Origin of the sequence: Olivibacter sp. EAT-5, from assembly GCF_044784325.1 — a bacterium.
Classification (GTDB): domain Bacteria; phylum Bacteroidota; class Bacteroidia; order Sphingobacteriales; family Sphingobacteriaceae; genus Olivibacter; species Olivibacter oleidegradans.
Genome location: NZ_CP173028.1, coordinates 4420599 through 4444496 on the forward strand (window position 1 = coordinate 4420599; position 23898 = coordinate 4444496).

Annotated in this window: 24 protein-coding genes; 12 read left to right on the forward strand and 12 right to left on the reverse strand. The window is 41.3% G+C overall.

Going from position 1 to position 23898, the window contains the following annotated elements:
• Positions 1-125: 125 nt before the first annotated feature.
• On the forward strand, positions 126-1247 hold the full coding sequence (locus ACH11B_RS18310) for a phosphotransferase enzyme family protein (protein WP_130857828.1): 1122 nt from the start codon (positions 126-128) through the stop codon (positions 1245-1247).
• Between the two features lie 13 nt (positions 1248-1260).
• Positions 1261-1896 (forward strand): carbohydrate-binding family 9-like protein, encoded by a 636-nt coding sequence (locus tag ACH11B_RS18315; protein ID WP_377609125.1) that lies wholly within the window; start codon positions 1261-1263, stop codon positions 1894-1896.
• Positions 1897-1908: 12 nt separating this feature from the next.
• Here the strand turns inward: ACH11B_RS18315 and rnhA are convergent, their stop codons facing one another.
• The 4 genes from rnhA to ACH11B_RS18335 form a co-directional block, all read right to left on the reverse strand.
• Complete coding sequence (rnhA, locus tag ACH11B_RS18320) at positions 1909-2373, reverse strand: ribonuclease HI (RefSeq protein WP_377609123.1); 465 nt, start codon at positions 2371-2373, stop codon at positions 1909-1911.
• A 31-nt stretch (positions 2374-2404) separates the two neighbouring features.
• Positions 2405-2848 (reverse strand): MarR family winged helix-turn-helix transcriptional regulator, encoded by a 444-nt coding sequence (locus tag ACH11B_RS18325; protein WP_013666556.1) that lies wholly within the window; start codon positions 2846-2848, stop codon positions 2405-2407.
• A gap of 101 nt (positions 2849-2949) precedes the next feature.
• The gene (locus tag ACH11B_RS18330; protein WP_377609121.1) at positions 2950-3546 is read right to left on the reverse strand and encodes a hypothetical protein; all 597 of its coding nucleotides are present in this window, start codon (positions 3544-3546) and stop codon (positions 2950-2952) included.
• Positions 3533-4030 (reverse strand): RNA polymerase sigma factor, encoded by a 498-nt coding sequence (locus ACH11B_RS18335; RefSeq protein ID WP_377609119.1) that lies wholly within the window; start codon positions 4028-4030, stop codon positions 3533-3535. Before ACH11B_RS18335 ends, ACH11B_RS18330 begins: the two co-directional genes overlap by 14 nt.
• A gap of 176 nt (positions 4031-4206) precedes the next feature.
• Here ACH11B_RS18335 and ACH11B_RS18340 point away from each other — a divergent pair, with 176 nt between their 5' ends.
• Positions 4207-5613 carry a dicarboxylate/amino acid:cation symporter gene (locus tag ACH11B_RS18340; protein WP_013666559.1) on the forward strand — a complete coding sequence of 469 codons (1407 nt, stop codon included), beginning with the start codon at positions 4207-4209 and terminating at the stop codon, positions 5611-5613.
• Between the two features lie 49 nt (positions 5614-5662).
• Entirely contained in the window at positions 5663-6166 is a 504-nt protein-coding gene (locus ACH11B_RS18345; RefSeq protein ID WP_013666560.1) for a hypothetical protein, read from the forward strand.
• Here the strand turns inward: ACH11B_RS18345 and hutG are convergent.
• The 5 genes from hutG to ACH11B_RS18370 are packed head-to-tail and all read right to left on the reverse strand — an operon-like array spanning position 6163 to position 12099.
• Positions 6163-7161, reverse strand: coding sequence for a formimidoylglutamase (hutG, locus tag ACH11B_RS18350; protein WP_377609117.1), 999 nt, complete (start codon positions 7159-7161; stop codon positions 6163-6165). The genes ACH11B_RS18345 and hutG overlap by 4 nt on opposite strands.
• On the reverse strand, positions 7139-8368 hold the full coding sequence (gene hutI, locus ACH11B_RS18355) for an imidazolonepropionase (protein WP_130857823.1): 1230 nt from the start codon (positions 8366-8368) through the stop codon (positions 7139-7141). Before hutI ends, hutG begins: the two co-directional genes overlap by 23 nt.
• Before the next feature lie 14 nt (positions 8369-8382).
• Positions 8383-10056, reverse strand: a complete 1674-nt coding sequence (gene hutU / locus ACH11B_RS18360) for a urocanate hydratase (RefSeq protein WP_377609115.1) — start codon at positions 10054-10056, stop codon at positions 8383-8385.
• Complete coding sequence (gene hutH, locus ACH11B_RS18365; RefSeq protein WP_377609113.1) at positions 10034-11596, reverse strand: histidine ammonia-lyase; 1563 nt, start codon at positions 11594-11596, stop codon at positions 10034-10036. Before hutH ends, hutU begins: the two co-directional genes overlap by 23 nt.
• Positions 11597-11607: 11 nt before the next feature.
• On the reverse strand, positions 11608-12099 hold the full coding sequence (locus ACH11B_RS18370; protein ID WP_377609111.1) for a MarR family winged helix-turn-helix transcriptional regulator: 492 nt from the start codon (positions 12097-12099) through the stop codon (positions 11608-11610).
• A 465-nt stretch (positions 12100-12564) separates the two neighbouring features.
• Here ACH11B_RS18370 and rplU point away from each other — a divergent pair, with 465 nt between their 5' ends.
• The 3 genes from rplU to asnB all read left to right on the forward strand — a co-directional run bounded on the left by rplU (position 12565) and on the right by asnB (position 15289).
• Positions 12565-12876 (forward strand): 50S ribosomal protein L21, encoded by a 312-nt coding sequence (rplU, locus tag ACH11B_RS18375; protein WP_013666566.1) that lies wholly within the window; start codon positions 12565-12567, stop codon positions 12874-12876.
• Positions 12877-12922: 46 nt separating this feature from the next.
• Complete coding sequence (rpmA, locus tag ACH11B_RS18380) at positions 12923-13195, forward strand: 50S ribosomal protein L27 (RefSeq protein ID WP_013666567.1); 273 nt, start codon at positions 12923-12925, stop codon at positions 13193-13195.
• Positions 13196-13603: 408 nt separating this feature from the next.
• Positions 13604-15289 carry an asparagine synthase B gene (gene asnB, locus ACH11B_RS18385; protein ID WP_013666568.1) on the forward strand — a complete coding sequence of 562 codons (1686 nt, stop codon included), beginning with the start codon at positions 13604-13606 and terminating at the stop codon, positions 15287-15289.
• Positions 15290-15409: 120 nt separating this feature from the next.
• On the opposite strand, the gene ACH11B_RS18390 is transcribed toward asnB, so the two are convergent.
• Together ACH11B_RS18390 and ACH11B_RS18395 are read right to left on the reverse strand one after the other, a co-directional pair.
• Complete coding sequence (locus tag ACH11B_RS18390; protein ID WP_377609109.1) at positions 15410-17311, reverse strand: AMP-dependent synthetase/ligase; 1902 nt, start codon at positions 17309-17311, stop codon at positions 15410-15412.
• Positions 17312-17442: 131 nt separating this feature from the next.
• A complete protein-coding gene (locus tag ACH11B_RS18395; protein WP_013666570.1) occupies positions 17443-17949 on the reverse strand; it encodes a hypothetical protein in 507 nt (168 codons plus the stop codon).
• Between the two features lie 135 nt (positions 17950-18084).
• On the opposite strand from ACH11B_RS18395, the gene ACH11B_RS18400 reads away from it, so the two are divergent.
• Complete coding sequence (locus ACH11B_RS18400; RefSeq protein WP_130857819.1) at positions 18085-18951, forward strand: alpha/beta fold hydrolase; 867 nt, start codon at positions 18085-18087, stop codon at positions 18949-18951.
• Here the strand turns inward: ACH11B_RS18400 and ACH11B_RS18405 are convergent.
• The gene (locus ACH11B_RS18405; RefSeq protein ID WP_404273981.1) at positions 18946-20394 is read right to left on the reverse strand and encodes a PLP-dependent aminotransferase family protein; all 1449 of its coding nucleotides are present in this window, start codon (positions 20392-20394) and stop codon (positions 18946-18948) included. The two genes, ACH11B_RS18400 and ACH11B_RS18405, sit on opposite strands and share 6 nt — an antisense overlap.
• Positions 20395-20498: 104 nt before the next feature.
• Here ACH11B_RS18405 and ACH11B_RS18410 point away from each other — a divergent pair, with 104 nt between their 5' ends.
• From ACH11B_RS18410 to bioB, 4 genes are read left to right on the forward strand one after another with little or no spacing between them, the layout of a single operon-like run.
• Complete coding sequence (locus ACH11B_RS18410; protein ID WP_130857817.1) at positions 20499-21122, forward strand: hypothetical protein; 624 nt, start codon at positions 20499-20501, stop codon at positions 21120-21122.
• Positions 21094-22215 carry an aminotransferase class I/II-fold pyridoxal phosphate-dependent enzyme gene (locus ACH11B_RS18415; RefSeq protein ID WP_377609105.1) on the forward strand — a complete coding sequence of 374 codons (1122 nt, stop codon included), beginning with the start codon at positions 21094-21096 and terminating at the stop codon, positions 22213-22215. The genes ACH11B_RS18410 and ACH11B_RS18415 overlap by 29 nt, the downstream gene beginning before the upstream one ends.
• 22 nt (positions 22216-22237) lie before the next feature.
• Complete coding sequence (gene bioD, locus ACH11B_RS18420) at positions 22238-22918, forward strand: dethiobiotin synthase (protein WP_377609103.1); 681 nt, start codon at positions 22238-22240, stop codon at positions 22916-22918.
• Positions 22902-23897 (forward strand): biotin synthase BioB, encoded by a 996-nt coding sequence (bioB, locus tag ACH11B_RS18425; RefSeq protein ID WP_130857814.1) that lies wholly within the window; start codon positions 22902-22904, stop codon positions 23895-23897. The genes bioD and bioB overlap by 17 nt, the downstream gene beginning before the upstream one ends.
• The last annotated feature ends 1 nt before the right edge of the window (position 23898 follow it).

Here is a 23898-nt window from a genome sequence, read left to right on the forward strand (position 1 = left end):
GGTTGTGTTTTTAATTATGTATGAAGTTGTTTTTCATTTTCGCATATTGCATCAAATTATAGAGAAACTAGTTTTAAGACGATATTAATTTTCAACTTCAAGTTTTTATACACTTAATGATAGACATGCCAAACAACAAGGCCGCTGAATTTTTGCCTATTGTGAATTTTTTTGCGATTAAAGGTAAAGCCGTTGATATAGAACCTTTCGGTTCGGGCCATATTAACGATACTTATAGAATATGCACAGACTTGGAAGAGGGACCTAATTATATGCTACAGCGTATTAATAATCATGTTTTTAAAAACGTTGAACACCTGATGCAGAACATAGCGTTGGTATGTAATCATATCAAACATAAATTGATCGGACAAAACGAGAAAGATGCCGAGGGAAAAGTACTTACCCCTGTTCCTACAAAAAATGGCGATCTTTTTTTTAAAGATGAAAGGAATAACTACTGGCGTATATTTATTCTTATAGAAAACACGAAATCGTATGATATTGTAGAAACGATACAGCAAGCGAGAGAAGGCGGACGTGCATTTGGGAACTTTCAAGCAATGTTGTCTGATTTGAATCCGCTTGATGTTCATGAGGTTATACCGAATTTTCTAAATATAGCCAGCAGGTTAAGAGATTTTAGAGACGCTATTAACAAGAATATGGCTAGTAGGGTAGATGAAGTTCGATCAGAAATCGATTTTATACAGGAGCGGGAAAATAAGATGAATACCATTTTAAATATGGCAGCAAAATCCCAAATTCCGCTTAGAATTACCCATAATGATACTAAATTTAACAATGTGCTTTTGAATAAAGAGGACAAAGCACAATGCGTAATCGATTTGGACACCGTTATGCCCGGTTATGTAGCGTATGACTTTGGTGACGCGATCCGAACGATTATTAATTCAGCCGCGGAAGATGAGGCTGATCTTGATAGGATAAAACTGAACATTCCTTTGTTTGAAGCTTATACGAAGGGATACCTGGAAACAGCGCACCACTTTTTATATCCAATGGAAATTAAGTCTTTGGTGGATGGTGTGTTATTGCTTCCTTATATGCAGATGATCCGGTTTTTAACGGATTACCTTAACGGAGATACCTATTATAAAATAAGCCATCCTACACATAATTTGCAACGGACAAAGGCTCAGATGAGATTGGTAATTGAGATCGAAAAGCATGAAGAATTGTTGCGAGATCTTGTGAAAAGAGAGGCAAACGTTTACCTTAGCTAAATTAAAAACTGCCATGAGTCTAGAAGTTCCCTATATACCTTCATTGGATAGCACCGCTACAGGAAAGGCCATTCGTTCCGTATTTTCAATGATGGAAGCACATGCCATTGCATCCCTAAACTGGAAAGAATATTACTATGTACCAAAGGTAAGCTTCAAAATTGCCTATACGGATGAAAGCATTTTATTATATTATGAAGTGTTCGAAAAACATATCCGTGCAGCCTACCTCCATAATAACGAACCGGTATATCGGGATAGCTGTGTCGAATTCTTTATTTCTTTTGATGGCAGTAATTATTATAATTTCGAATTCAATTGTATTGGCACGATGTTGTCGGCATACGGTAGTCAAATCATGGAAAAAAGACAACTGGCTTCTCAAGATCGCATTGGTAGTATTTATCGAGACACCAATATCCATGCAACACCTAATGGCGTGCAATGGGATCTAGTGGCGAATATTCCTTTTAGTGTTTTTAAGGAAGATAGCATTAACTCATTAAAGGCACGCGAATGCCTAGCGAATTTCTATAAATGTGGAGATGATCTGCCTATTCCGCATTTCTTGTCTTGGGCGCCCATTGATAATCCTAAGCCAAACTTTCATCTACCGGCCTTTTTTGGCAAGCTTCATTTCGCATCCTAATCGATTAGAACATTAATTCGGTCCGTTTTCCATTTCGAAAACGCGGTCAATCTTAAGATTTTGTTTGTCTTTTCCTGCCTGCACCGCCAATTGATCACAGCGTTCGTTTTCGGGATGGCCGGCATGTCCTTTTACCCATACGAATTTGATTTGATGAAGTTTGTACACCTGTAGAAACCGTAACCACAAATCCATATTTTTTTTTCCCGCAAAGCCTTTTTTCAACCAGCCAAACACCCATTTTTTTTCAACAGCATCAATAACGTATTTTGAATCTGAATAAATGGTGACATGATGCCCCGGCTTCTTTAGTGCTTCTAGTCCAACAATAACCGCCAGCAATTCCATTCGGTTGTTCGTGGTCTTTCTAAATCCTTCAGATAATTCTTTATAGTATTGTCCGGCCCTGAGAATTACCCCATAACCTCCCGGTCCCGGATTTCCACTGGAAGCCCCATCCGTAAATATTTCAATCATTGAGGCAAAGATAAGGATAGAATCGGGGATATCATTCAGCTAAGTTCTTAAAAATAGTCGTTAATACTTGATTGCACAGGGCAAGTTGGTCAGGCGTAATATTCACCAGTGCCTCGTCCATGGTTTTTTCCGCTTGTTGCTTCGTTTTATTTTGAAGTATTTGTCCTTTGTGAGTAAGAAAAATACGGTTAACCCTCTTGTCAAATTTATCAGGAATACGAACTACTAGGTTGAGCTTCTCTAAATTGTCAATCAGTCGTGTTATACTTGGTTTATCCCGGAAAGATTGAGAAGCTAGTTCTTGTTGCGTTAAGCCATCAGCACGCCAAAGTACATCTAAAATGGCCCATTGCTCTATGGTAATTTGGAGACCGGCCTTTTTAAAGTTCTTTAGCAGGCGACGTGCTAAAGCAGTATAAGTAACGCCGGTTAGTAATTTTACGAGTTCGTCTTCGTTTAACGCTGTCTTATACATGTGCGTCCTTGTTTATCGCAATAAGCTTATCAAGATACGCAATTTACCGCTGTTTTGTTTGGCCGTCGGAAGAAATGGCGTTCAAACAAAAAAACAAAGAATTAATCCCTGAACTGCTCCTCTAGTTTTTTAAGCTTGTTGATCAGCTCTTCCAGCCGCTCACTTTCCTTTTTTATGTAAACTTTCATTAGCACAAAATAACATATCAAAAACCAGATAATGGTACCAATAACAAATAAGACGAGGGCAAAGGTTGATACGTAAAAAGACATTTCGATTAAGTATAGAATCAATGCAATGGATAAACTAATGGTATAAATCGTGTAATTTCGGGTGTTCAATCGGTAACGGTGCTGTTTATACGCTTGCAAATAAGCGATATAGGCTTCCGGCTTGTTCAGTAAACTCTCGCTGCTGCTGATAGATCGATAATCCTTTATTTGGATTAACATATAGTATACTAAACAGGTAATGACAATGAACATTGATAGTAAAGTCGTCCACGTGTGGAACCGGAAAGAAATAAAAATATAGATTGTTATCAGAACGATGACCGCAATGCTAATAACATGGCTTAAAAGTTTAGCAGTATACTTGTTTTTCGTCTGTTTAACTGTATTTAGGATAGCATCGTAGCTAACACCATCATGTTCCTGCTGCACGTGCCAAAGCTGTTTTAATTCATTAAAATCTTTCATGGCGATTATATATTTCTGTTAGCTTGCTCTTAATCCGATGTATTTTTACCCGCAGATTTCCCTCCGAGATACCTGATATTTCGGCGATTTCCTGATAAGGTATTTCATCTAAAACCATTGTGATAATAATTCTCTCATTTTCTTCTAGTTGTGATATACACTTGTATAGTTGATTTACCTGCTCTTGCTTATCGGAAACATCATCGGCTTTGGTTTCGATAATCCGTTCGTTAATTTCGTCGGTGGCTTTTCGCTTTTCAACACGCAGATAGGATAAGCAGGTGTTTACGGCAATTCGATAAATCCAGGTTGATATTTGAGATTGGTTTCTAAATCTATCAAGATTTTGCCAAACCTTGATAAAGGTTTCTTGCATAAGATCATTTGCAGCCTCGCTATCTCCGGTATAACCATAACAGAGGTGATACACCTTTCTGTTATTTTTGTCAAAAATATCCTTAAATAGGGCCTCTTTTCGCGTCATTTTCTTAGCAACTAAGGTTTAGACTAATGGAATTAGTCCGTGTTACAATTTTTTGTCTTTTTTACCTTGGATTTTTTAGGCAATCATTTTTTATCGTTGGTAAAATTACATCTATTTATTGGAAGCTTAAGCTAAATGGTTATTTTTGTGGAATTGCGAACTGCTTAATGTATTATATGAAGTCAAAATCAGCCGTATTTTTTACCCTAATCACTGTAAGTATTGCCGCTTTATTATATGCTGTCGATTTTATTTTTAACGTAATTCCCCCTCAGGTATTGTTTTTTTTTAGATGGCTTGCTATAATCGGTTTAATACTATACGGATTTAGGAAGAGAACGCTAACGACATGGATTTTGATTTCATTGGTCATTGGCGCAAGTATCGGACATGATTGGCCGCAGGTAGGGATGGCTTTACAAGTGGCAAGTAAAGCATTTCTTAAGTTAATTAAAACCATTGTGTCGCCTTTGATCTTCGCAACTTTGGTTTATGGTATCGCAGGACACTCTGACATAAAGCAAGTTGGTCGGATGGGTTGGAAGTCCTTGTTGTATTTTGAGTTGGTTACCACCATCGCTTTGTTTATCGGCTTGGCTGCTATTAATATCAGTAAAGCGGGTATGGGAATTATTCCTCCCGCAAATCAGCATGAGGAGTTGCCGGATGTCAAGCCACAAACCGTAAACGATATTATTCTTCATATTTTTCCCGAAAATATTGCAAAATCAGTAGCGGAAGGTGAAGTATTGCAAGTGGTAATTTTCAGTGTGATTTTTGGTTTAGCCTTAATTATGGTACCCGAAAAAAAGAGGATGCCTATGGTAAATTTTACCGAAAGTTTATCAGAAGTCATGTTCAAATTCACCAATATTGTCATGTATTTTGCTCCCATCGGCGTGGGGGCGGCTATGGCCTATACGGTGGGGCACATGGGGCTTGGCGTTCTGGTCAACCTTTTTCAATTACTAGCCACGCTCTATGTTTCGCTTATCGCATTCATTTTGTTGGTATTATTGCCTATTGGTTTAATAATCGGTTTACCAATTAAACGTTTTATCAAAGCCGTTGGCGAACCGGTATCTATTGCCTTTGCTACTACCAGTTCAGAGGCGGCCTTGCCAAGGGCCATGGAAGCTATGGAAAGCATCGGTGTACCGCGTAAGATAGTGGCCTTTGTAATGCCTACGGGGTATAGTTTTAATCTAGATGGTACTACGTTATACCTTTCCTTGGCTAGCGTCTTCGTCGCCCAGGCTGCCGGGATTCATTTATCCTTTGGAGAACAATTGCTGATGGTTTTTACTTTGATGATCACCAGCAAAGGTGTTGCGGGTATTCCTCGCGCGTCTTTAGTGATTTTGATGGGAACGGCCGCCTCTTTTGGTTTACCTGTTTGGCCCATTTTTATTATTCTGGGCATCGATGAATTAATGGATATGGCCCGAACTTCAGTTAACGTGCTCGGAAATTGTTTAGCAGCTGTGGTAGTAGCTAAATGGGAAAACGAATTTAATCCGAATGCCGTAAATGAAGATATCATGGATACCAAAATCTCACCACACGACGAAATAAAGCCCTAGTCAATTTTATACATCAGGAACAAAACAATACTTTTAAAAACTATATACCATGAGTGAACGCTCTAAAAAAATCTTCCTTTATATCTGTATTATTGTGCCTTTTTTAGGTTATTGTATTTTCTATTATAGTAATATGATAAAAAACGCCCCGTTCCGATTTTCCGATTTTGAGTCTGTTGAATTCAATTATGGGACACCTGATCATATGCTAAACAAGTACAACTCCAAAACCCAAGAATATCAATATATGAATCGGAGGGATTCTTTAGTTAAGAGTACGCTGAAACTACGAAAAGATGATTTACTTTATTTACATCGAAAGGCAACGGAATATGGCTTTTGGAACTTTCCGGACGACATGACCAATAAAGCTGCAGGTGTGGATACCACCAAAAATGTGGTGCGATTTTTTCTGAAATTCAATTACAAAGAGAAAAGTAAGCAAATGCTTTTTGATTCTAATTTTGATGGGGACCCTAAACTTACTGAGGCCGCCAAAACTATGGTCAGCGAAGTGCGGCGTATCCTAACGGATGCAGAAGACAGAAATTAAATGTTGCTCAGTGTTTCTGTAGCTTGCATGAGAATCGAGGCTGCCAGCTTGGCTGTGCGATCATCTATATCGTATAGCGGATTTGTCTCTGCTATACCTATGCTTAATACTTTTTTGCTATTTATTATCTGCTGTACACAGGATGAAAAGACGAAGTCGGGGTATATCCCATTATAGGAAGTCGCACTCACCCCTGGAGCAAATGCAGAAGCAAACACATCCATGTCTATACTTAAATACAGGAAGTCGTTTTCCGCTATAAACGTGTTCAGCATTTCTTGTAGAAAACCATAATTCATATAATGAAAATCGGAAGCTTCTATATACCGGACTCCCAACCGCTCCGCTATATTGAATAGATGCACAGTATTACTCGTCTTCTGAATGCCTAATGCCAAGTAGTGGAATGGTTGGTTTTCGATCCGGTTGGTTTGTGCGATCTCCCAAAATCCGGTACCGGAGCTTACACCATTTTCGTCCGGTTCTCGGAGATCAAAATGTGCGTCGAAATTGATAATTCCGATAGATTTGGAAGGGTTGTTCACGAATTTTTTGATACCACGATAGTGTGGTTGCGCCAGCTCATGCCCCCCACCTAGAAGAATCGGAAAATTTCCGGATGCGAGAAGGGAGGTGACAGCGTGTGCTAAAAGATCTTGCGTAGTCTCCAGTGCCCCATTCGGGCATTTTATGTCACCAAAATCATATAAAGTGCGCATCGATGGTTGCAAAGGCAGGTTGCTAAGCGCCCTTCTTATATGCTCCGGGCCTTTAGCGGCACCTTGTCGGCCTCGGTTCCTCCTTACCCCTTCGTCGCAAGCAAAACCTAACAGGGCGATACCATTTGGTGTCAAGGGTATTTCCTGCTTTAGCGATTGAAGTCTCACACATTGGTGCCATCTTAAATGATTAGGACCGAGACCATCTACGCGTCCATGCCACCAGTTGTGTTGCGGTTCGTCATACATTGTGTTATTGTAATATAAGTTTTCCATTTTTCCAAACTTTTGACGATTTCATACTTCCTTGATAATACAATATCTCCCGATAATCTGAGGTAGAATAAGCTTGCATATCGGCAAGCTGTTGATCAGCAATCCTGCCCCGGTTTAGTAAGTTCAGCGCATAAGCAGCGCGATAGGTAAGCCCCGCTAGGGTTTCTGCCATGGTCAGCTTTTCAAAGGTTCCTAAAATGGAGGCCTGCGTCAGCAATTGTCCCATCGGAGCTGAACCGGGATTCCAGTCGCTTGCGATCGCTAAACCTGCCCCCTCATCCAAAAGTTTGCGGGCAGGGCTAAAAGGAATCCCAAGTCCTAACGAGGCTCCCGGTAAACAGACGGCAACAGTGTTCGACTGAGCAAGCAAACTTATTTCCTTTTCACCACTGTGCTCCAAGTGATCAGCTGATCGAGCCCCGAGCATAACGGCTATCGGTACCCCCCCGGGGGTGAATTGGTCCGCATGAATCGTAATCTCAAAACCTTTAGCTTTTACTTTCTTTAAGAACTCTTTTGCTTCCAAAGGGGAAAAGGCAGATTGCTCAATAAAAATATCGAAGCGCGCACTAAGTTTCTCTTGCTCAATGATTGGAAGGAGTTGCGTTACTATATTGTTGAGATATTCGTCCCGACTGCCATCAAAATCAAGGGGGAGGGTATGTGCTGCCAAACAGGTTGGTATTAAATCTACCGGAATAAGTTTATCTGCTTGCTTGATGGCCCTCAACATCTTCAGTTCGTTTTCATTATTCAGGCCGTATCCGCTTTTGACTTCCATGGTTGTTGTTCCACGGCTTAAAGCTTCCGTCGATCGCCGTACTATACCGTCAACCAGCACCTGCTCGGTAGATGATCGACAATGTTGGACGCTTTCCCATATACCACCTCCTGCCTGCGCTATCTCAAGGTAGCTTTTCCCTGCAACGCGCATGGCATAGTCGCGAGCCCTGTTGCCTGCATAGCAGATATGGGTGTGACAATCGACGAACCCCGGTATAAGCGTTAGCACTGAATCCGTTTCTTCTATCACTACATCGGGATAAGCGCGGCGAAGGTTGTTGAAGGTGTCAACAGCAACGATGTATTCGCCTTTAATTAGAACGCCTCCTTGTTCCAGAATTTGCAGTTGTTCATCCTTTAAGCTACCCTTAATTGGAAGACCTGCCATTGTTACGATTTGTGCGAAAGGACCTATGATTTTCATGAATATATTTTGTCTCACCAATTTTTCAAGTTAAACTTCCTATTGCACAATTCAGCTCGCTCATAGCCTGCGTCTACGTGCCTGAATATGCCCATTGCCGGATCGTTGAACAATACCCGTCTTAAACAAGCGTCAGCCCGATCCGTACCGTCCGCCAAAACAACCATACCGGCGTGCTGTGAGTAGCCCATTCCCACACCTCCTCCATGATGAAAGGAAACCCAGGTAGCCCCACTGGCGGTGTTGCTCATAAGGTTTAATAAAGGCCAATCAGACACGGCGTCCGATCCGTCGAGCATTGCCTCTGTCTCACGATTTGGCGACGCCACTGAACCACAGTCTAAATGGTCCCGGCCAATAACAATCGGCCCCTTTACTTTACCACTACGTACCAAGTCGTTAAACAGCAAGCCCGCTTTCTCGCGTTCACCCATTCCCAGCCAACAAATACGAGCAGGCAGACCTTGAAACTTTACTTTTTCACGGGCTTTCAACAACCAATTACGTAAACCTTTATTTGCAGGAAACGTTTTTATCAGGGCGTCGTCTGTGGTATAAATATCCTCCGGATCTCCCGATAGGGCAACCCACCTGAAAGGGCCTTTGCCTTCACAGAATAAAGGACGTATAAAAGCAGGTGTGAAGCCTGGGAAGTCGAACGCATTGGTGAGCCCGCCTTGTCTAGCAAATTCACGTAAATTATTTCCATAATCGAACGTGATCGCCCCCTTTGCCTTCAAGGCCAGCATAAGTCTTACATGTCTGACCATACTTTTAATTGACAACTCCTTGTAATGTGATGGGTTAGCCTTTCTTAATTTAAGTGCTTCTGAAAGTGAAAGGCTGTGAGGAATATAGCCATTGATGGGATCGTGGGCAGAGGTTTGATCGGTTAATATGTCCGGTATTATTCCGTGATCCAATAGTTGTTGGAGTAGATCTCCCGCGTCACTCACTAAGCCTACAGATAACGGTGTTTTGGATGATTGAGCCGCTCGGGTCCAATGAACCGCCTCCTCAAAAGAATCCGTCATTCGGTCTATATACCCGGTCTCGATCCTTTTCTTAATCCGAGAAGGATCTACATCAGCTCCTAGGAAAACAGCCCCCGCCATGGTGGCTGCTAAAGGTTGGGCTCCACCCATACCGCCAAGTCCTGCGCTTACTAATAATTTTCCCGATAGGTTGGCATTGAAATATTGCGCAGCACAGGAAACAAAGGTTTCGTAAGTGCCCTGTAGAATGCCCTGTGTACCTATATAAATCCAACTACCCGCCGTCATTTGACCATACATCATTAGTCCCCGGCTCCGAAGTTCATTGAAATGGTCCCAGGTCGCCCAAGCAGGAACTAAATTGCTATTAGCAATTAAAACTCTTGGTGCTTCGGGATGTGTACGTACGACCCCAACAGGTTTGCCTGATTGAATAAGCAGCGAGTGATGTTCATCCAGCTCTAATAGAAGGGTAATTATTTGGCGAAGTGATTCTTTATTTCTGGCAGCTTGTCCAATGCCTCCATATACCACGAGTTCTTCAGGGTTTTCGGCTACTTCCGCGTCTAGATTATTTAACAACATGCGTAAGGCCGCCTCGGCTTGCCAATTTTTGGCATGCAGCTGATTTCCAACAGGGGCCTTGTAAAAGGGATGTTGTGCATATTTTTCAAGAAAGCTGGAACTGTTCATAGTCTTTATCATTTAAGTTTATTTGGTATTTTAATGCCACTTCGTTCGCTCGAGCAACAAACTTGCCACTGGCAATTAAGTTTTTTAAGTGTTGTATATCCGTTGAGAAGATCCGGTCTTCCTCCGCATAAGCAACCTGCGATCGCACGAAGCTATGACATGCTTCCAACACGGAGGTTGAGCGAATAGGATGCCTAAAATCCAAAGCTTGGGTAGCATATAACAGTTCGATGGCCAAGATGTATTCTAAATTCTCGATAACCTTATTTAGTTTTCTGCCGCTAATGGATCCCATTGAAACATGGTCTTCCTGTCCTAAAGAAGTGGGAATACTGTCGGCACTGGCGGGAAAGCACAAGCCTTTATTTTCGGAAACCAGGGCAGCGGTTGTGTACTGTGGAATCATGAAGCCTGAGTTCAGCCCGGCATTCTTTATCAATAACTTCGGCAGTCCATAACGACCTTCGATAATCAGGTAACTTCTCCTATCCGAGATGTTCCCCAATTCCGCTGCTGCTACAGTAGCATAATCTAAGGGAATTGCTAATGGCTGTCCGTGAAAATTTCCACCACTTATTGTATCCAACGAACCTAAAATTACCGGATTGTCTGTAACTGAATTTAATTCGATTTCTGTTAATTGTTTTAAGTGAAGCCAAGCAGTACGCGATGCCCCATGCACCTGAGGGATACAACGGAGCGAATAAGGGTCCTGTATTCGGTCACAATTGACATGTGATTGAATAATTTCCGATTCCGCTAATAAAGCCCATATTCTACTTGCGACAAACCGGTTACCCGGAAAGGGCCTGAGCTCATGAAGACGCGGATCGAATGGTTTCGAAGAACCCATCAACCCTTCTAAAGACATAGCACCGATAAGATCAGCGGCATCTAAGGCATTGTGAAAACGCGCTAAGGCATGAACCGCATGGGCTGCAATAAATTGAGTGCCATTGATAAGTGCCAAACCTTCCTTTGGGCCCAACTGGAGCGGTTCGATGTTTTCTTGCCTTAATACATCGCCTGTATCGCTCATGCGTCCCTTGTAGTAAACGTTACCTAAACCAATAAGTGGTAAAAATAAATGAGAAAGTGGCGCCAGATCACCGGAAGCGCCAACAGAACCCTGAGCGGGTACGCAAGGGAGTATATCTTTTTCGATGAACCAATGTATCCGTTCGATGGTCGACAACCTGATACCGGAATAGCCTAAACAAAGCGCATGTAATTTAATGATAAGCATGATCTTTGAAATTTCGGTAGATACGAACTCGCCAACACCTACAGCGTGGCTCATCAATAGATTGTGTTGCAGTTTGGCCGTGTCTGAGGCTGATATTAACGTGTCGCACAAAGGACCGAAACCGGTGTTAATGCCATACACTACTTTATTCTTATCTACGATTTCGTCTACATAGGAGCAGCTTTGCGTAATATTGAATATAGCCTCGTTTGTAAGAATACCTTTTAGATCACCATTAGCCAGTGCTAACGCTTTTGCAACGGTTAGTCGATCAATTCCATACTTAAATACCATAAACATAAAATTTAATGTGCAAGTTGCATGTCAGCCAGTATGCATTCACCAAGCGGTTTCGCTTTCAACGCGTTTTCCAATTTGCTTAGGCGTTCAAGAAAGCCGGTAAGACTTTCCTCTTCGGCTTCAAATGCCGACATAACAGATTCGATGCTTTTCCAGACCGGTTTTATGTCGTCTAACATTTTCCGGCCGAGTTTGGTTAAAGTGACAACCTGTTTCCGCCCATCCTGTTTGTCACGTACGCTTTTTACCAACTTTTTCCGGCGAAGATTGTGGATCATCTGACTAACGGATGAATGCGAAATCTGTAGACGATTGGAGAGGTCAACCAACGAAATGTCTTCCGTTTTCGAAAGAATATAAAAGAAAGAAAACCAGCTTGTGTCAAAAGGAATTCCCAGCTGCTGATAAACGCTGTTTAATTCGCTGATATAATATTCACTCAATCTTCGTAAGCGGCTGCCAAATATGAGATAGCCAGGGGTTCGGTAAAAGTCCATAATTGATTTGTATAAGTACTTATACAATTATACAATATTGTATGATAAAAAGCAAGAGGAGAGGGGATAGGTAGTCGGGTTGTTGAATAGAGTTTTAGTGATGAATGTTGCCTGCCCGCCGATAGGCAGGAGTGATGAGCGATGAATAATTTTTTTTTGTGCGTGGAAAGTTGACAGGAAGCTTAAAGTGTTGAACATAGGATATAAGACATAGGACATAAGACATAGGTTTTGACACTTGCCTGCCTGCCGGTAGGCAGGTGTCTTGATACTTCATACTCGATACGGCTCGCAACCCACAACCAATAACCAACAACCAATAACCAACAACTAACAACTAGCAACTAACAACTAATAACTAATAACTAATAACTAATAACCAACAATCTCTTGCGAGTTTGAAATATAAAGCATATCTTTGCGCTTCAAAATTTAAAACAAATATTAATATCTAAACAATTAACAATGTACGCAATAGTAAATATAGCCGGACAGCAATTCAAGGTTGCAAAAGACCAGCATCTTTTTGTAAACCGTTTACAAGGGGATGAAGGCGCTAGTATTGAATTTGACAATGTATTGTTAGCAGAAGACGGTGGCAAGTTTACAATTGGAACTCCAAGTGTAGCTGGTGCTAAAGTTTCGGCTAAGATTTTGTCGCATTTAAAAGGAGATAAAGTGATTGTCTTCAAAAAGAAACGCCGTAAAGGATACAAGAAGAAAAACGGACACCGTCAGCAATTTACGAAAATCCAGATAACAGATATTACTCTTTAATTGATTTTTAAATAGACGGCTTGGCCGTCATAAATAAAGATAAGATATGGCTCATAAAAAAGGTGCGGGTAGTTCGAAGAACGGTCGCGAATCACATAGCAAAAGATTAGGTGTAAAGATTTTTGGCGGTCAAGCTGCGATCGCAGGAAATATTATTGTTCGTCAAAGAGGAACCAAACACCATCCGGATAAGAACGTAGGAATGGGTAAAGATCACACTTTATTTGCTTTAGTAGATGGTAAAGTTGTTTTTACCAAAAAAGCAAATAACAAATCTTACGTATCGGTAATTCCAGCTGAAGTTAAAGCAGAAGCTTAAGCCATTGCGCTTTTAGCTTTAAAATATACAAAGCCGCAGGTAAAATATACTTGCGGCTTTTTTTTTGATCTGTCTGTTAAAGTGAAGCCTTCAAAAGGGGTCTTCCACTTTTGTAAAACTTTTGTTATTAACCGAAAAGACCGCAGGCCTAACCGCTTTTATACCTGCAAAATCTTAACTTATCCGTATTAAATGTACTTAAAACGATTTTATTAGTTGCTGAGCGACAGGTGTTTGTATCTTTTGTTTTTGGATTTTTTCAGCTTGGTTTGTGTGTTTTTTCAATGAAATGTAATATATGTTGATAAAATTATCGAAAAAAGTATAAAATGTTGCAAATATTGAATAATTTTTCTTTAATTTGTAAACATTTATAATTGTTAATTTTAGCTATTAAAAAATAAATTTATGTGTGGAATTATTGGTGCATTTGACCTAAAAGTAAAGTCTCAGGACTTGCGTGCCCAAGTGTTGGAGATGTCGAAGAAGATTCGCCATAGGGGGCCTGATTGGTCAGGCATATTCAGCTCAGACAAAGCGATATTAGCCCATGAGCGATTAGCCATCGTAGATCCAAAATCAGGAACGCAGCCTTTGTATAGTGAAGACGGAACAGTTGTTCTTGCCGTTAATGGTGAAATCTATAATCACCGTTTACTTCGCGATCAGCTTCCAAATTACAATTTTTCCACAAATTCTGACTGTGAAGTTATCTTAGCGCTTTATAAAGAAAAGGGTGTTGATTTCTTAGAAGATCTAAATGGTATTTTTGCCTTTGCTTTGTATGATACAGAGAAAGACGTCTATTTGATAGCACGAGATCATATCGGTATCATCCCGTTTTATATGGGTTGGGATAAAAGCGGCAATTTCTACGTGTCTTCCGAGCTGAAGGCCTTAGAAGGTATTTGTAACCGCATACAGGAGTTTAAACCTGGTCATTATATTTACAGTGCGCAGGGACAAGAATTACAACGTTGGTATAGAAGGGATTGGGAAAGTTATGAAAGCGTTGCAAATAATGAATCGGATATCGCCGCGTTGCGAAAAGGATTGGAAGATGCCGTTCATCGGCAGATGATGTCCGACGTACCTTATGGCGTCTTATTGTCTGGCGGTTTAGATTCATCCATTATAGCGGCTATCACTAAAAAATTTGCGTCCAAGCGAATTGAGTCGGACGACAAGGAGAATGCCTGGTATCCTTCGTTGCATTCCTTTGCGGTGGGATTAAAAGGTTCTCCGGATCTAGCGGCTGCACAAAAAGCGGCTGAGCATATCGGTACAATTCATCACGAAATTCATTTTACTATACAAGAAGGCTTGGATGCCATAAGAGACGTTATCTATCATCTGGAAACTTATGATGTAACCACGATCAGGGCGTCTACTCCCATGTACTTATTGGCACGGGTGATCAAGTCAATGGGCATTAAAATGGTGTTAAGTGGAGAGGGATCTGACGAGCTTTTTGGAGGTTATTTGTATTTTCATAAAGCACCGAATGCAAAAGAATTTCACGAGGAAACAGTCCGTAAGTTAGGTAAACTTCATTTATACGATTGCCTTCGCGCCAATAAATCACTAGCGGCATGGGGAATTGAAGGACGTGTACCTTTCCTTGACAAAGAGTTTATGGACATTGCTATGCGCCTAAATCCAGCGGATAAAATGGCAGGAAATGGCAAGATGGAGAAATGGATATTGCGAAAAGCTTTCGAGGATTATTTGCCGGAAAGTATTGCATGGCGCCAAAAAGAGCAATTCTCTGATGGGGTGGGATATAGCTGGATTGATACGTTGAAAGAACAAGCAATGAATGCGGTGTCTGACGAAGAATTAGCGAATGCTAAATATCGTTTTCCAATAAACCCACCGATGTCTAAAGAAGAATATTTTTATAGAAGTATTTTCAGTGAGCATTTTCCTTCCGATTCGGCGGCCGCATGCGTGCCATCGGTGAAGTCGGTAGCTTGTAGTACGCCGGAGGCGTTGGCTTGGGATGCCTCATTCCAAAACTTGAACGATCCATCGGGTAGGGCGGTGTCAAGCGTACATAACGAAAGTTATGACAAAGAAAAGGCGGCTGTTTAACAGCTTATCGTAAGATTCATTTAAAAAAAAGTAGTAATAGGTGCCTATTACTACTTTTTTTTAAATGAAAAGCCAATACTAACAAAAAATGGGGTGAAAATTTTCGTATCGATTAATAACTTAGCTCGTCTGATACAGCTCATTAATACTTTTTGCGTATATTTTTTCAATGACCTTTCGCTTAGCTTTCAGTGTTGGTGTAAGCTCACCGGCATCAATACTAAAAGGCTTTCTCTTTACTTTAAATGACCGAATACGCTCAAATTTGGCCAGTTCATTGGATAGTCTTTTGATATCCTGTTCTATCCAATCGATAATAGCAATATCTTCAATGAATGGATCCTCTTGATTAAAAAAACTTTCGCGAAGATTAAAGGTCTCTTTCAATAACTCTTGATTGGGAACAATGAGTGCGGTTAAATATTCCCTGTTGTCACCAATAAGAAAGATTTGCTCGATTCGTTTACTTTTCAGGTACGTATTCTCTACCGGGGTGGGATATACATTTTTTCCGTAGGCATTAACAATCATATTCTTGAGCCTATCAGTGATTTTTAAATTTCCTTTATAGAATTTTCCAATATCACCTGTATGGAACCATCCGTCGCTATCGATAACATGTTTGGTTTCTTCCGGTTTATTCCAATAACCTTTCATAATGCAATGACCACGAATAATGATTTCGCCTTCTTCGGTCTCAAGATTCGGATCAAAGCTAGCGTGACTTTGTACGGTATGTATCTTTAGGCTTTCAATGTCCTGAATGGCGATTTCTATTCCGGGCAGTACCCGTCCAACTGTTCCGTAAACTTGCCTGTGGAATTCCGTGACGGCTACCACCGGCGAGGTTTCGGTAAGACCATATCCCTCTAGAATCTTAATTCCTATGTTTCCGAAGAACTCGCCCACATTCTGGGGCAATGCACCTCCGCCGGAAATCATGAATTTTAGCCTTCCGCCTGTTTTTTCTTTTATTTTGTTAAAGACAAGCCGCTCGGCCAAATTATATTGTGTGGTTAAAATCGGTCCGGGTTTTTTGCCTAACTCTTTTTTTTCTCGATATTGCTTACCTGTACCCAATGCCCATTTAAAGATGGCTGCTTTAGCACCTCCGCTTTGGGTGCCATTTTTCATCGCTTTGTCATGTATTTTTTCCAAGAGCCTCGGTACGGCGCATATTACTGTCGGCTTTACTTCATACATGTTTTTGGCCAACAGATCAATGCTTTGGGCATACGCTATTTTTGCTCCAAGTGCTAGACACACGTGATAGGTAGCTGTACGTTCAAAGACATGAGATAAAGGAAGAAAAGAAAGAAATGTATCATGTTGGTCTACTTCCAAAATTTGATCCAAACAAGCCCTCACGTTATTAGTTAGGTTTGAGTGGGTGAGCATCACACCTTTAGGTGTGCCCGTGGTGCCGCTGGTATAAATCAAGGTGGAGATGTCCGACATTAAAATACCTTCTCTTGCACTCGCAATATCTTTTTCATAAGCTGTACGTAAAAGTGCTCCGTCGTGAAGGATCTTGGCGAAAGGCACTACGCCTGCTTGGAGCGTCAGGTTTTCGGTATACTTTTCGTAGCCATCGAATGTGGGTATAATGCGAATTAATGCCTCACAGTTGTTCGCAATCTTAAGTATCTTTCTCAGTAGAAAGGGTGTATTTACAATAATCGTACGCGCGCCGGAGTCATTCAAAATATATTCTGTGTCCGATTCGGGAAGCGTGGGGTATATCGATACGTTGACAACACCAATTTGTTGTAATCCTTGATCAAAATAGACATAGTCAGGACCATTTTCAAGTAAGAGAGCCGCCCGATCGCCCTTTTTAAGACCGATAGAGAGTAAGTATGCTGATACCGCCTGAATATGATCAAGAGCTGCTCGATAAGAGATTTCTTTCCACTGATTGTCTTCATGATGAATTAGAAAAGTCTGTGTGTCGGGATGAATATGCTCCACTACATTTCTGAGCAAGTCCGGAACCGTCATATCTTTAGTGATAGGATTCATTTATTCTTCGGAATAATTGTGTCTAAATGTAACTTATCTAAGTTTATAACAAAACGCAAACATAGATAAAATGCTTGTCATTCACGCATAGGCAATGAAAAATTTGCTCAAAAGGGTAATATCGGGACCATTTATCGTTGCAGGGAGCAATCGGTTTTCTGATAAGAAATTGAAAAAGCAGACTTGTCGTCGGTGAATTGCCTTCCTGTTTGCTGGTTTACACTAAATGGCTTCTGTTTAAGTTGTTCACCCTGCAAAAGAAACACCGTACGCAGCGTGTCCTTTATTCCTTCTTGTGCAAAGTGCCAGACCACATCTACGGTGTCTCCACGTTTTATACCGGTGAGGGTGCCCGTTCTACTGTCTTTTTCAAAAGGAATCCAACTGTATTTTCCGGTTACCCTATTACCTAAAATGGACAGATTGATAAACGTTGAGTCTTTTGAGGATGTCCCTTCTAACCGGAAGAAACATAGTTCTGTCGGTCTATGACTTGTATCTACAACCGTTGTATCGCTCCGAAAACTGCTGTCGGCCCAATTAGCATGTTTTTTTCCTTCAGGTGCCTGGTTACATGCGGTTAAAAAGATGCTTACTGAAATGATGCCTAAGCCCAGTTGCGTAATTAATGTTTTCATATATTGATTTTACTGAATTCTGAAAATAAAGATATAAAATGCCTTTGATATCTTACTGCTGTAATGCGCCTTTTGTTTGACACAGATATTACATACGCTAACCGTTAAAGTTTATCTTTGTTTAATAAACACACTATGAGGAAGGTTAAACAGATGACCTCGGAAATACAAGCATTGGTGAAAGAGCAAGTATTTGATGCAGTTTGTCAATATATGTTTGATTACTTGTTTTATTCTCCGAAATTTCCCTTACGTTCAAGTCAGCAGGAGCTATTGGCACGTTCCAGACAAATCGAGTTTTCGGTTTTCGATTCCTATTTTGATCATCAGGAGCTTTTGGTTAATGCATTTGCTTGGGGAAATGGTGATCAACTTGTACTACTAACGCATGGTTGGGCTTCTAAAGCAGCTGATTTCTATTATCTAATTGAACGTCTTTTGTCCAGTTCACGCTTTACAGTAATCGCATTTGATGCTCCTGGTAATGGTTCTTCGCAAGGAAGGTTGACTAATCTCTTATTATATGTTGAAAGTATTCGAAAAATAACCAGGCATTTTGGTATCCCAAGCGTTTTAATTGGTCACTCTCTAGGTGCAATGGCCAATATCATCGCTTACAAAGATTTCGTCGTAAAACCAACATTGTTGGTCAGCCTAGCTCCGTTAATTGATCTCGAAAGCTACTTTATCACCCAAATGACAACAGCTAATGTGCCAATTGATGTGCAGCGACAATTTTTCCGCGATTTTAAAAAGTCGTTTGATATTGAGGTTAGTTATTTCAACCTGAATAACCTTTACAATTACGCCTGTGAAAACCACTTGCTTTTTTACGATCGTCTTGACGAAATCTCACCATTTAGCTTTATGCAGGGATTTCTGCAAAAACATGGCGATATCAAACATAAAGCCTATGATGGGACCGGTCACCATCATATGGTTAAGAGCGAAGCCCTAATTAACGAACTGCTTGAACAAATGAACAGACTTTTGTTATCATAGCGATTCCGTCACCGACTGCTTTAGTATGTGAACTGCTTCTGTGAGCTCATTCGTGTTGAGGTCTCCAAAGCCTAATCGCATAGCCGTTGTCAATTCATTTTGGTAAAGTAAGGTTTGCGGCAAATGAAGGCCGTATTTTGCACAGTTTTTGCTAATTCGCATCAGATTCAATTCTTTTTTCCACAAAGACCATAATGCTAATCCCCCCGGTGGAGATTTGAAGGAGGTGTAATCACTCAGTTCATTCTTTAATAAGGTAGACAGATGGGTACAACGCTGTTCGTAAACTTTAATCGCTTTTTTTAGGTGTCTATGAATTTCTCCTTCCGTTAATAACTCGCCCAGTGCTTGTTCCATTAACATATCGCTTTGTCTGTCAACGATTCGTCTGAAACGTCCGATTTCTTCTATCAGGTTTTGCGGGGCAATGATGTAACCGGTTCGCAAACCCGGTGCGAGCGTTTTGCAAAACGAGCCGATATATACAACCATGCCTTGACTGTCTGCACTGGCGAGGGGTAATACCGGACTGCTCGTATAATGAAAATCGTAATCGTAATCGTCTTCAAGAATGATAAAGCCATATTTACTCGCCAAATTGAGCAATTCGATTCGTCGTTCAGCACTTAACGTAACCGTAGTCGGATAATGATGGTGTGGTGTTATATATACCATCCGTATAGTTTCTTTTTCACAAAGCGCTCGGATGGCTTCTACAGAGATACCCTCCTTGTCTACCGGCACAGCATGTAGTTTTGCACCAGCCTGTTGAAAAATCATATTGGCGATATAATAGCTGAGGTTTCCTACAACAACCCGCTCACCGGTATTAATGAGGACGCTGGATGCCAAATAAATGCCCATGTGTATACCGCGTGTCGTCAATATATTCTCTTTTTTTATGGGAAGGCCGCGTGAATTGTTCAGATAGTATGCCAAACTATCGCGATAATATTCGTTGCCTTCCAAATGAGAATACCCTAAATGTCTTACACTCGTTTTTCTTCTTAGTACACCTCCGTAAATTTTCGCCAAACGATCTAAAGGAGCTATTCGCGTATCAGGTAGACCATCGCTGAAGGCTAAGTGGCAAGTCGATAATGCGATCGGTCGATCCAACAGGATGCGCTGTTTAAACGAGAAGCCGGTTTTTTTTGGATAGCTGGCTAAATAATCACTGTCATATTTTATAGGATCAGGCAAGTCGTTGTTAAGACGGTTTCGAATAAAGGTGCCTTTATTCGGAATGCTCTGCGTCCAACCTTGCGTATACAGTTCGTCATAAGCTGCAATAACCGTTTTTCTATGCACACCAAGATCTTCGCTAAGCGCCCGACTTCCAGGTAGTTGTGTGTCGGTAATTAAAACGCCGCGTTGAATAGCATTGATAAGTTGCCGTGCAATCTGTAGGTATATGGGTGTATTGCCTTGCTTGCTCAACACAATAAGACTTTTAAAAGGAATTTTAACCGGACTACTCATGAAGTTAAAACTGGACTATATGTATCGTCCGGCAAGATACTACTTTTGGCTAAAATTCAATAGCAATGAAAGATTTATTATACGATATCGTAGCAGACGATTGCGCTCATGCCAAATTTCTAAACACGTTATCGCTAATGGAAAACAGTGGCGCCTGCAAAATATCAGCAATTAAGGACAACGCGTTACTCAATTTAACCCTACTCAAACATGCAGCCGAAGAGCATAGGCACGCTTATCATCTAAAAAGGCAGAGTCGTAAGTTAGGGACTTATTGCAATACTTATCAGACACATGAACTGTTGGCGCCCATAGTGAGCAAACAATATCTTGATAGGCTAAATTTAGACGTATATCGATACTTTAAGGACGTCTTAGCCGTTTCTCCTGATCGTTTACGCTTTTATGCCTACCTAATGGTGACTTACATCATTGAGTTACGGGCGGATGAGTTGTACCCACTCTATCAGGAAGTGCTCCTGCGTCATGGAAGCAAAGTTAATGTCAAGGCGATTATACAGGAAGAAAAGGGGCATTTAGAAGAAATGGTCAACCAGCTTACCGAATACGATGGAGAATGGCGACAACATGCATCTTACCTCATCATAAAGGAGCGGCGTATTTTTTCAGATTGGATCAACCGGATAAAGCAAGATTTGTATGAAAGCGATGGATCTGTACATGCTTAAAGCTTTATCAAAAAGGAAGGACGAAGGTTGTCTCCGGCAACTAAGGGTTCCCAATGGTTTGATTGACTTTTGCTCCAATGATTATTTTGGCTGGTCGAGATCGCTGGCTAATAGAGCGTTTGTCGACTGCTTACAATGCGATGGATCATTTATTATAGGATCCACCGGCTCACGCCTAATCTCCGGTAATAGTTTGCTGGCAGAAGAGGTAGAGGGCCAGATTGCCCGGTTTCATCAAGCAGAATCGGCTCTTCTCTTAAACACAGGCTACTTGGCTAATCTAGGACTTATATCAGCGCTCGCTAAACGAGGCGACTTCATTGTTAGAGATGAATGTGTACATGCATCTGCTGTTGATGGTTGTCGTCTCAGTTTGGCAACCACCCTTCATTTCAAGCACAACCAGATAAGCGATCTACGCAGGAAGTTGGAAAAATATCGCAGTGGAAAGTGTTTTGTGTTAGTGGAGAGCCTTTACTCCATGAACGGCGACTTTGCACCTCTTAGCGATTTAATTGACGTATGTGATCGGTACAATGCGTTGCTGATCGTTGACGAAGCGCATGCAATTGGTGTATTTGGAGGCGGATTGATACAATTGCTGGGATTGGAAAAACGTGTTTTTGCACGCGTCGTTACGTTCGGGAAAGCACTGGGAGTACAGGGAGCTGCTATTTTGGGAAGCAAGATATTGCAGGACTATCTTATTAATTACTGCCGTCCCTTCATTTATAGTACGGCCGCATCCTATTGGCAATTATTAGCCGTGCGACTAGCTTATCAGCGTTTGGCGAGGGCAGAATGCGATCAAGCTTTACTTCAAGCAAAATGCTTGCTTTTTAACCAAGCATTGGGAAGGGAAGTGCGAGGCCCTTTTCTCAGTCCAATACAAATTATCTATGGTAAAAGTAACCAGGAAGTAGAGCAATGGAGCGAAATACTGCAGCATCATGGTTTCGATGTTTCTGCAATAAAAAGCCCTACCGTGAAACCAGGCCGCGAATGCTTACGGGTTTGCCTCCACAGTTATAATAAAGATGAGGATATCATACGCCTTGTCTTCCGTCTGAAACAGCTAATTAAAAATGAATAACGGCATTTAATGCGGTTAAAGTATGGTATACACAATAACCTATTTTAAGAAAATGAATGAAAAAAATATCTTCATCACGGGAATCGGCACCGGGGTGGGAAAAACGATTGTCTCAGCGGTATTGGCATCTTATTGGAAAGCCGACTATTGGAAGCCAATTCAGTGCGGAGACTTAGACAATACAGACAGTGAACGAGTCAAGCATTTGGTAAATGCGGAATCGACACACATTCATCAAGAGCGATTTCGGCTGCAATTGGCGGCTTCGCCACATGAGGCGGCTGCTGCGGAGAACATTGCTATTCACCCAGATGATTTTCAACCACCTTTTACTGCCAATCGGTTGATTATTGAAGGGGCAGGTGGCTTGCTCGTGCCTTTATCAGGTGATTTCTTTATGATTGATTTAATAAAGCAACTTGGTGCAACAGCCATATTGGTGATAAGAGACTACTTGGGCTGCATTAACCACAGTCTTCTTTCCTATGAAATTTTACGTAGAAAAGAAGTTCGTATAGGGGCGCTGGTATTTAATGGCAATATGAATAAAGCTTCCCAAGAGGCGATAGAGAGTCACGTTTCCGAGGAGATTCCTATCATCCATGTTCCTGAATTGAGTTTAATAAATAACGAAGTGATCCGCTACAGTAGCTTACACTTATCGATAAATAGTAAAATAAAAAAAAATGAATCAGCAAAATAAAATTCGCAACGATTGGTCGATCGAAGAAGTACGCCGTATCTACCATATGAGTTTGTTGACTTTAACTTACGAGGCGGCACACATTCATCGCCAGTGGCATGATCCGTCTACAGTTCAGGTTTGCACCTTACTATCAATAAAAACAGGAGGGTGCCCGGAAGATTGTGCATATTGCGGACAGGCCGCCAGGTACCACACCAATATTAAGGTTAAACCATTAATGGACGTAGGCGAAGTGATAGCTTGTGCTAAAAGGGCAAAAGAGTCTGGATCAACACGCTTCTGTATGGCGGCGGCATGGCGTGAAGTACGGAATAACCGTGATTTTGATAACGTATTGGAAATGGTTAAAGGTGTGTACGCCTTAGGGCTGGAAGTCTGCTGTACCTTGGGGATGCTAACGGCTGATCAAGCAAAACGCTTGCGGGAAGCTGGCTTGTCGGCTTATAATCACAACCTCGATTCTTCAGAAAATTATTATCAGGAGATCATAAGCACGCGTAATTTTAACGACCGATTGAATACCTTGGAGTATGTCAGGCGAGCTGGCATATCGGTCTGTTGTGGTGGAATTATTGGTCTAGGAGAATCAGCAGAGGATCGGATCGCCATGCTTCACAAACTGGCCACTATGCCGAGCCATCCAGAATCGGTGCCGATTAATGCCTTAGCTCGCGTCAGTGGTACGCCATTGGCAGATTTGCCAAAGGTGCAGATATGGGAAATGGTACGAATGATTGGAACAGCTCGTATTTTAATGCCAAAAGCGATGGTACGGCTCAGTGCAGGTCGATCCGAAATGTCTACAATCGAACAAGCCTGGTGCTTTCTGGCAGGTGCTAATTCTATTTTTACAAGTGAAAGCGAGGAATTGTTAGTAACACCGAACCCGAAGCTGACGGAGGATAGAGCAATGTTTGAGTTGCTGGGGCTTCATCCATTCTCCTTAAAAGAAAATCAAAAATTAGATTTAGGTTAAC

Excerpts from the sequence above, each read along its gene's own strand:
- ACH11B_RS18345 (WP_013666560.1), top strand. The coding sequence starts at position 5,663 with ATGAGTGAACGCTCTAAAAAAATCTTCCTTTATATCTGTATTATTGTG.
- ACH11B_RS18330 (WP_377609121.1), bottom strand. The coding sequence starts at position 3,546 with ATGAAAGATTTTAATGAATTAAAACAGCTTTGGCACGTGCAGCAGGAA.
- rpmA (WP_013666567.1), top strand. The coding sequence starts at position 12,923 with ATGGCTCATAAAAAAGGTGCGGGTAGTTCGAAGAACGGTCGCGAATCA.
- ACH11B_RS18410 (WP_130857817.1), top strand. The coding sequence starts at position 20,499 with ATGAAAGATTTATTATACGATATCGTAGCAGACGATTGCGCTCATGCC.
- hutH (WP_377609113.1), bottom strand. The coding sequence starts at position 11,596 with ATGGTATTTAAGTATGGAATTGATCGACTAACCGTTGCAAAAGCGTTA.
- ACH11B_RS18395 (WP_013666570.1), bottom strand. The coding sequence starts at position 17,949 with ATGAAAACATTAATTACGCAACTGGGCTTAGGCATCATTTCAGTAAGC.
- ACH11B_RS18370 (WP_377609111.1), bottom strand. The coding sequence starts at position 12,099 with ATGGACTTTTACCGAACCCCTGGCTATCTCATATTTGGCAGCCGCTTA.
- ACH11B_RS18415 (WP_377609105.1), top strand. The coding sequence starts at position 21,094 with ATGAAAGCGATGGATCTGTACATGCTTAAAGCTTTATCAAAAAGGAAG.
- bioB (WP_130857814.1), top strand. The coding sequence starts at position 22,902 with ATGAATCAGCAAAATAAAATTCGCAACGATTGGTCGATCGAAGAAGTA.
- ACH11B_RS18390 (WP_377609109.1), bottom strand. The coding sequence starts at position 17,311 with ATGAATCCTATCACTAAAGATATGACGGTTCCGGACTTGCTCAGAAAT.
- rnhA (WP_377609123.1), bottom strand. The coding sequence starts at position 2,373 with ATGATTGAAATATTTACGGATGGGGCTTCCAGTGGAAATCCGGGACCG.
- hutI (WP_130857823.1), bottom strand. The coding sequence starts at position 8,368 with ATGAAAATCATAGGTCCTTTCGCACAAATCGTAACAATGGCAGGTCTT.
- rplU (WP_013666566.1), top strand. The coding sequence starts at position 12,565 with ATGTACGCAATAGTAAATATAGCCGGACAGCAATTCAAGGTTGCAAAA.
- ACH11B_RS18315 (WP_377609125.1), top strand. The coding sequence starts at position 1,261 with ATGAGTCTAGAAGTTCCCTATATACCTTCATTGGATAGCACCGCTACA.
- hutU (WP_377609115.1), bottom strand. The coding sequence starts at position 10,056 with ATGAACAGTTCCAGCTTTCTTGAAAAATATGCACAACATCCCTTTTAC.
- ACH11B_RS18340 (WP_013666559.1), top strand. The coding sequence starts at position 4,207 with ATGAAGTCAAAATCAGCCGTATTTTTTACCCTAATCACTGTAAGTATT.
- ACH11B_RS18310 (WP_130857828.1), top strand. The coding sequence starts at position 126 with ATGCCAAACAACAAGGCCGCTGAATTTTTGCCTATTGTGAATTTTTTT.
- hutG (WP_377609117.1), bottom strand. The coding sequence starts at position 7,161 with ATGGAAAACTTATATTACAATAACACAATGTATGACGAACCGCAACAC.
- asnB (WP_013666568.1), top strand. The coding sequence starts at position 13,604 with ATGTGTGGAATTATTGGTGCATTTGACCTAAAAGTAAAGTCTCAGGAC.
- ACH11B_RS18335 (WP_377609119.1), bottom strand. The coding sequence starts at position 4,030 with ATGACGCGAAAAGAGGCCCTATTTAAGGATATTTTTGACAAAAATAAC.
- ACH11B_RS18400 (WP_130857819.1), top strand. The coding sequence starts at position 18,085 with ATGAGGAAGGTTAAACAGATGACCTCGGAAATACAAGCATTGGTGAAA.
- ACH11B_RS18325 (WP_013666556.1), bottom strand. The coding sequence starts at position 2,848 with ATGTATAAGACAGCGTTAAACGAAGACGAACTCGTAAAATTACTAACC.
- bioD (WP_377609103.1), top strand. The coding sequence starts at position 22,238 with ATGGTATACACAATAACCTATTTTAAGAAAATGAATGAAAAAAATATC.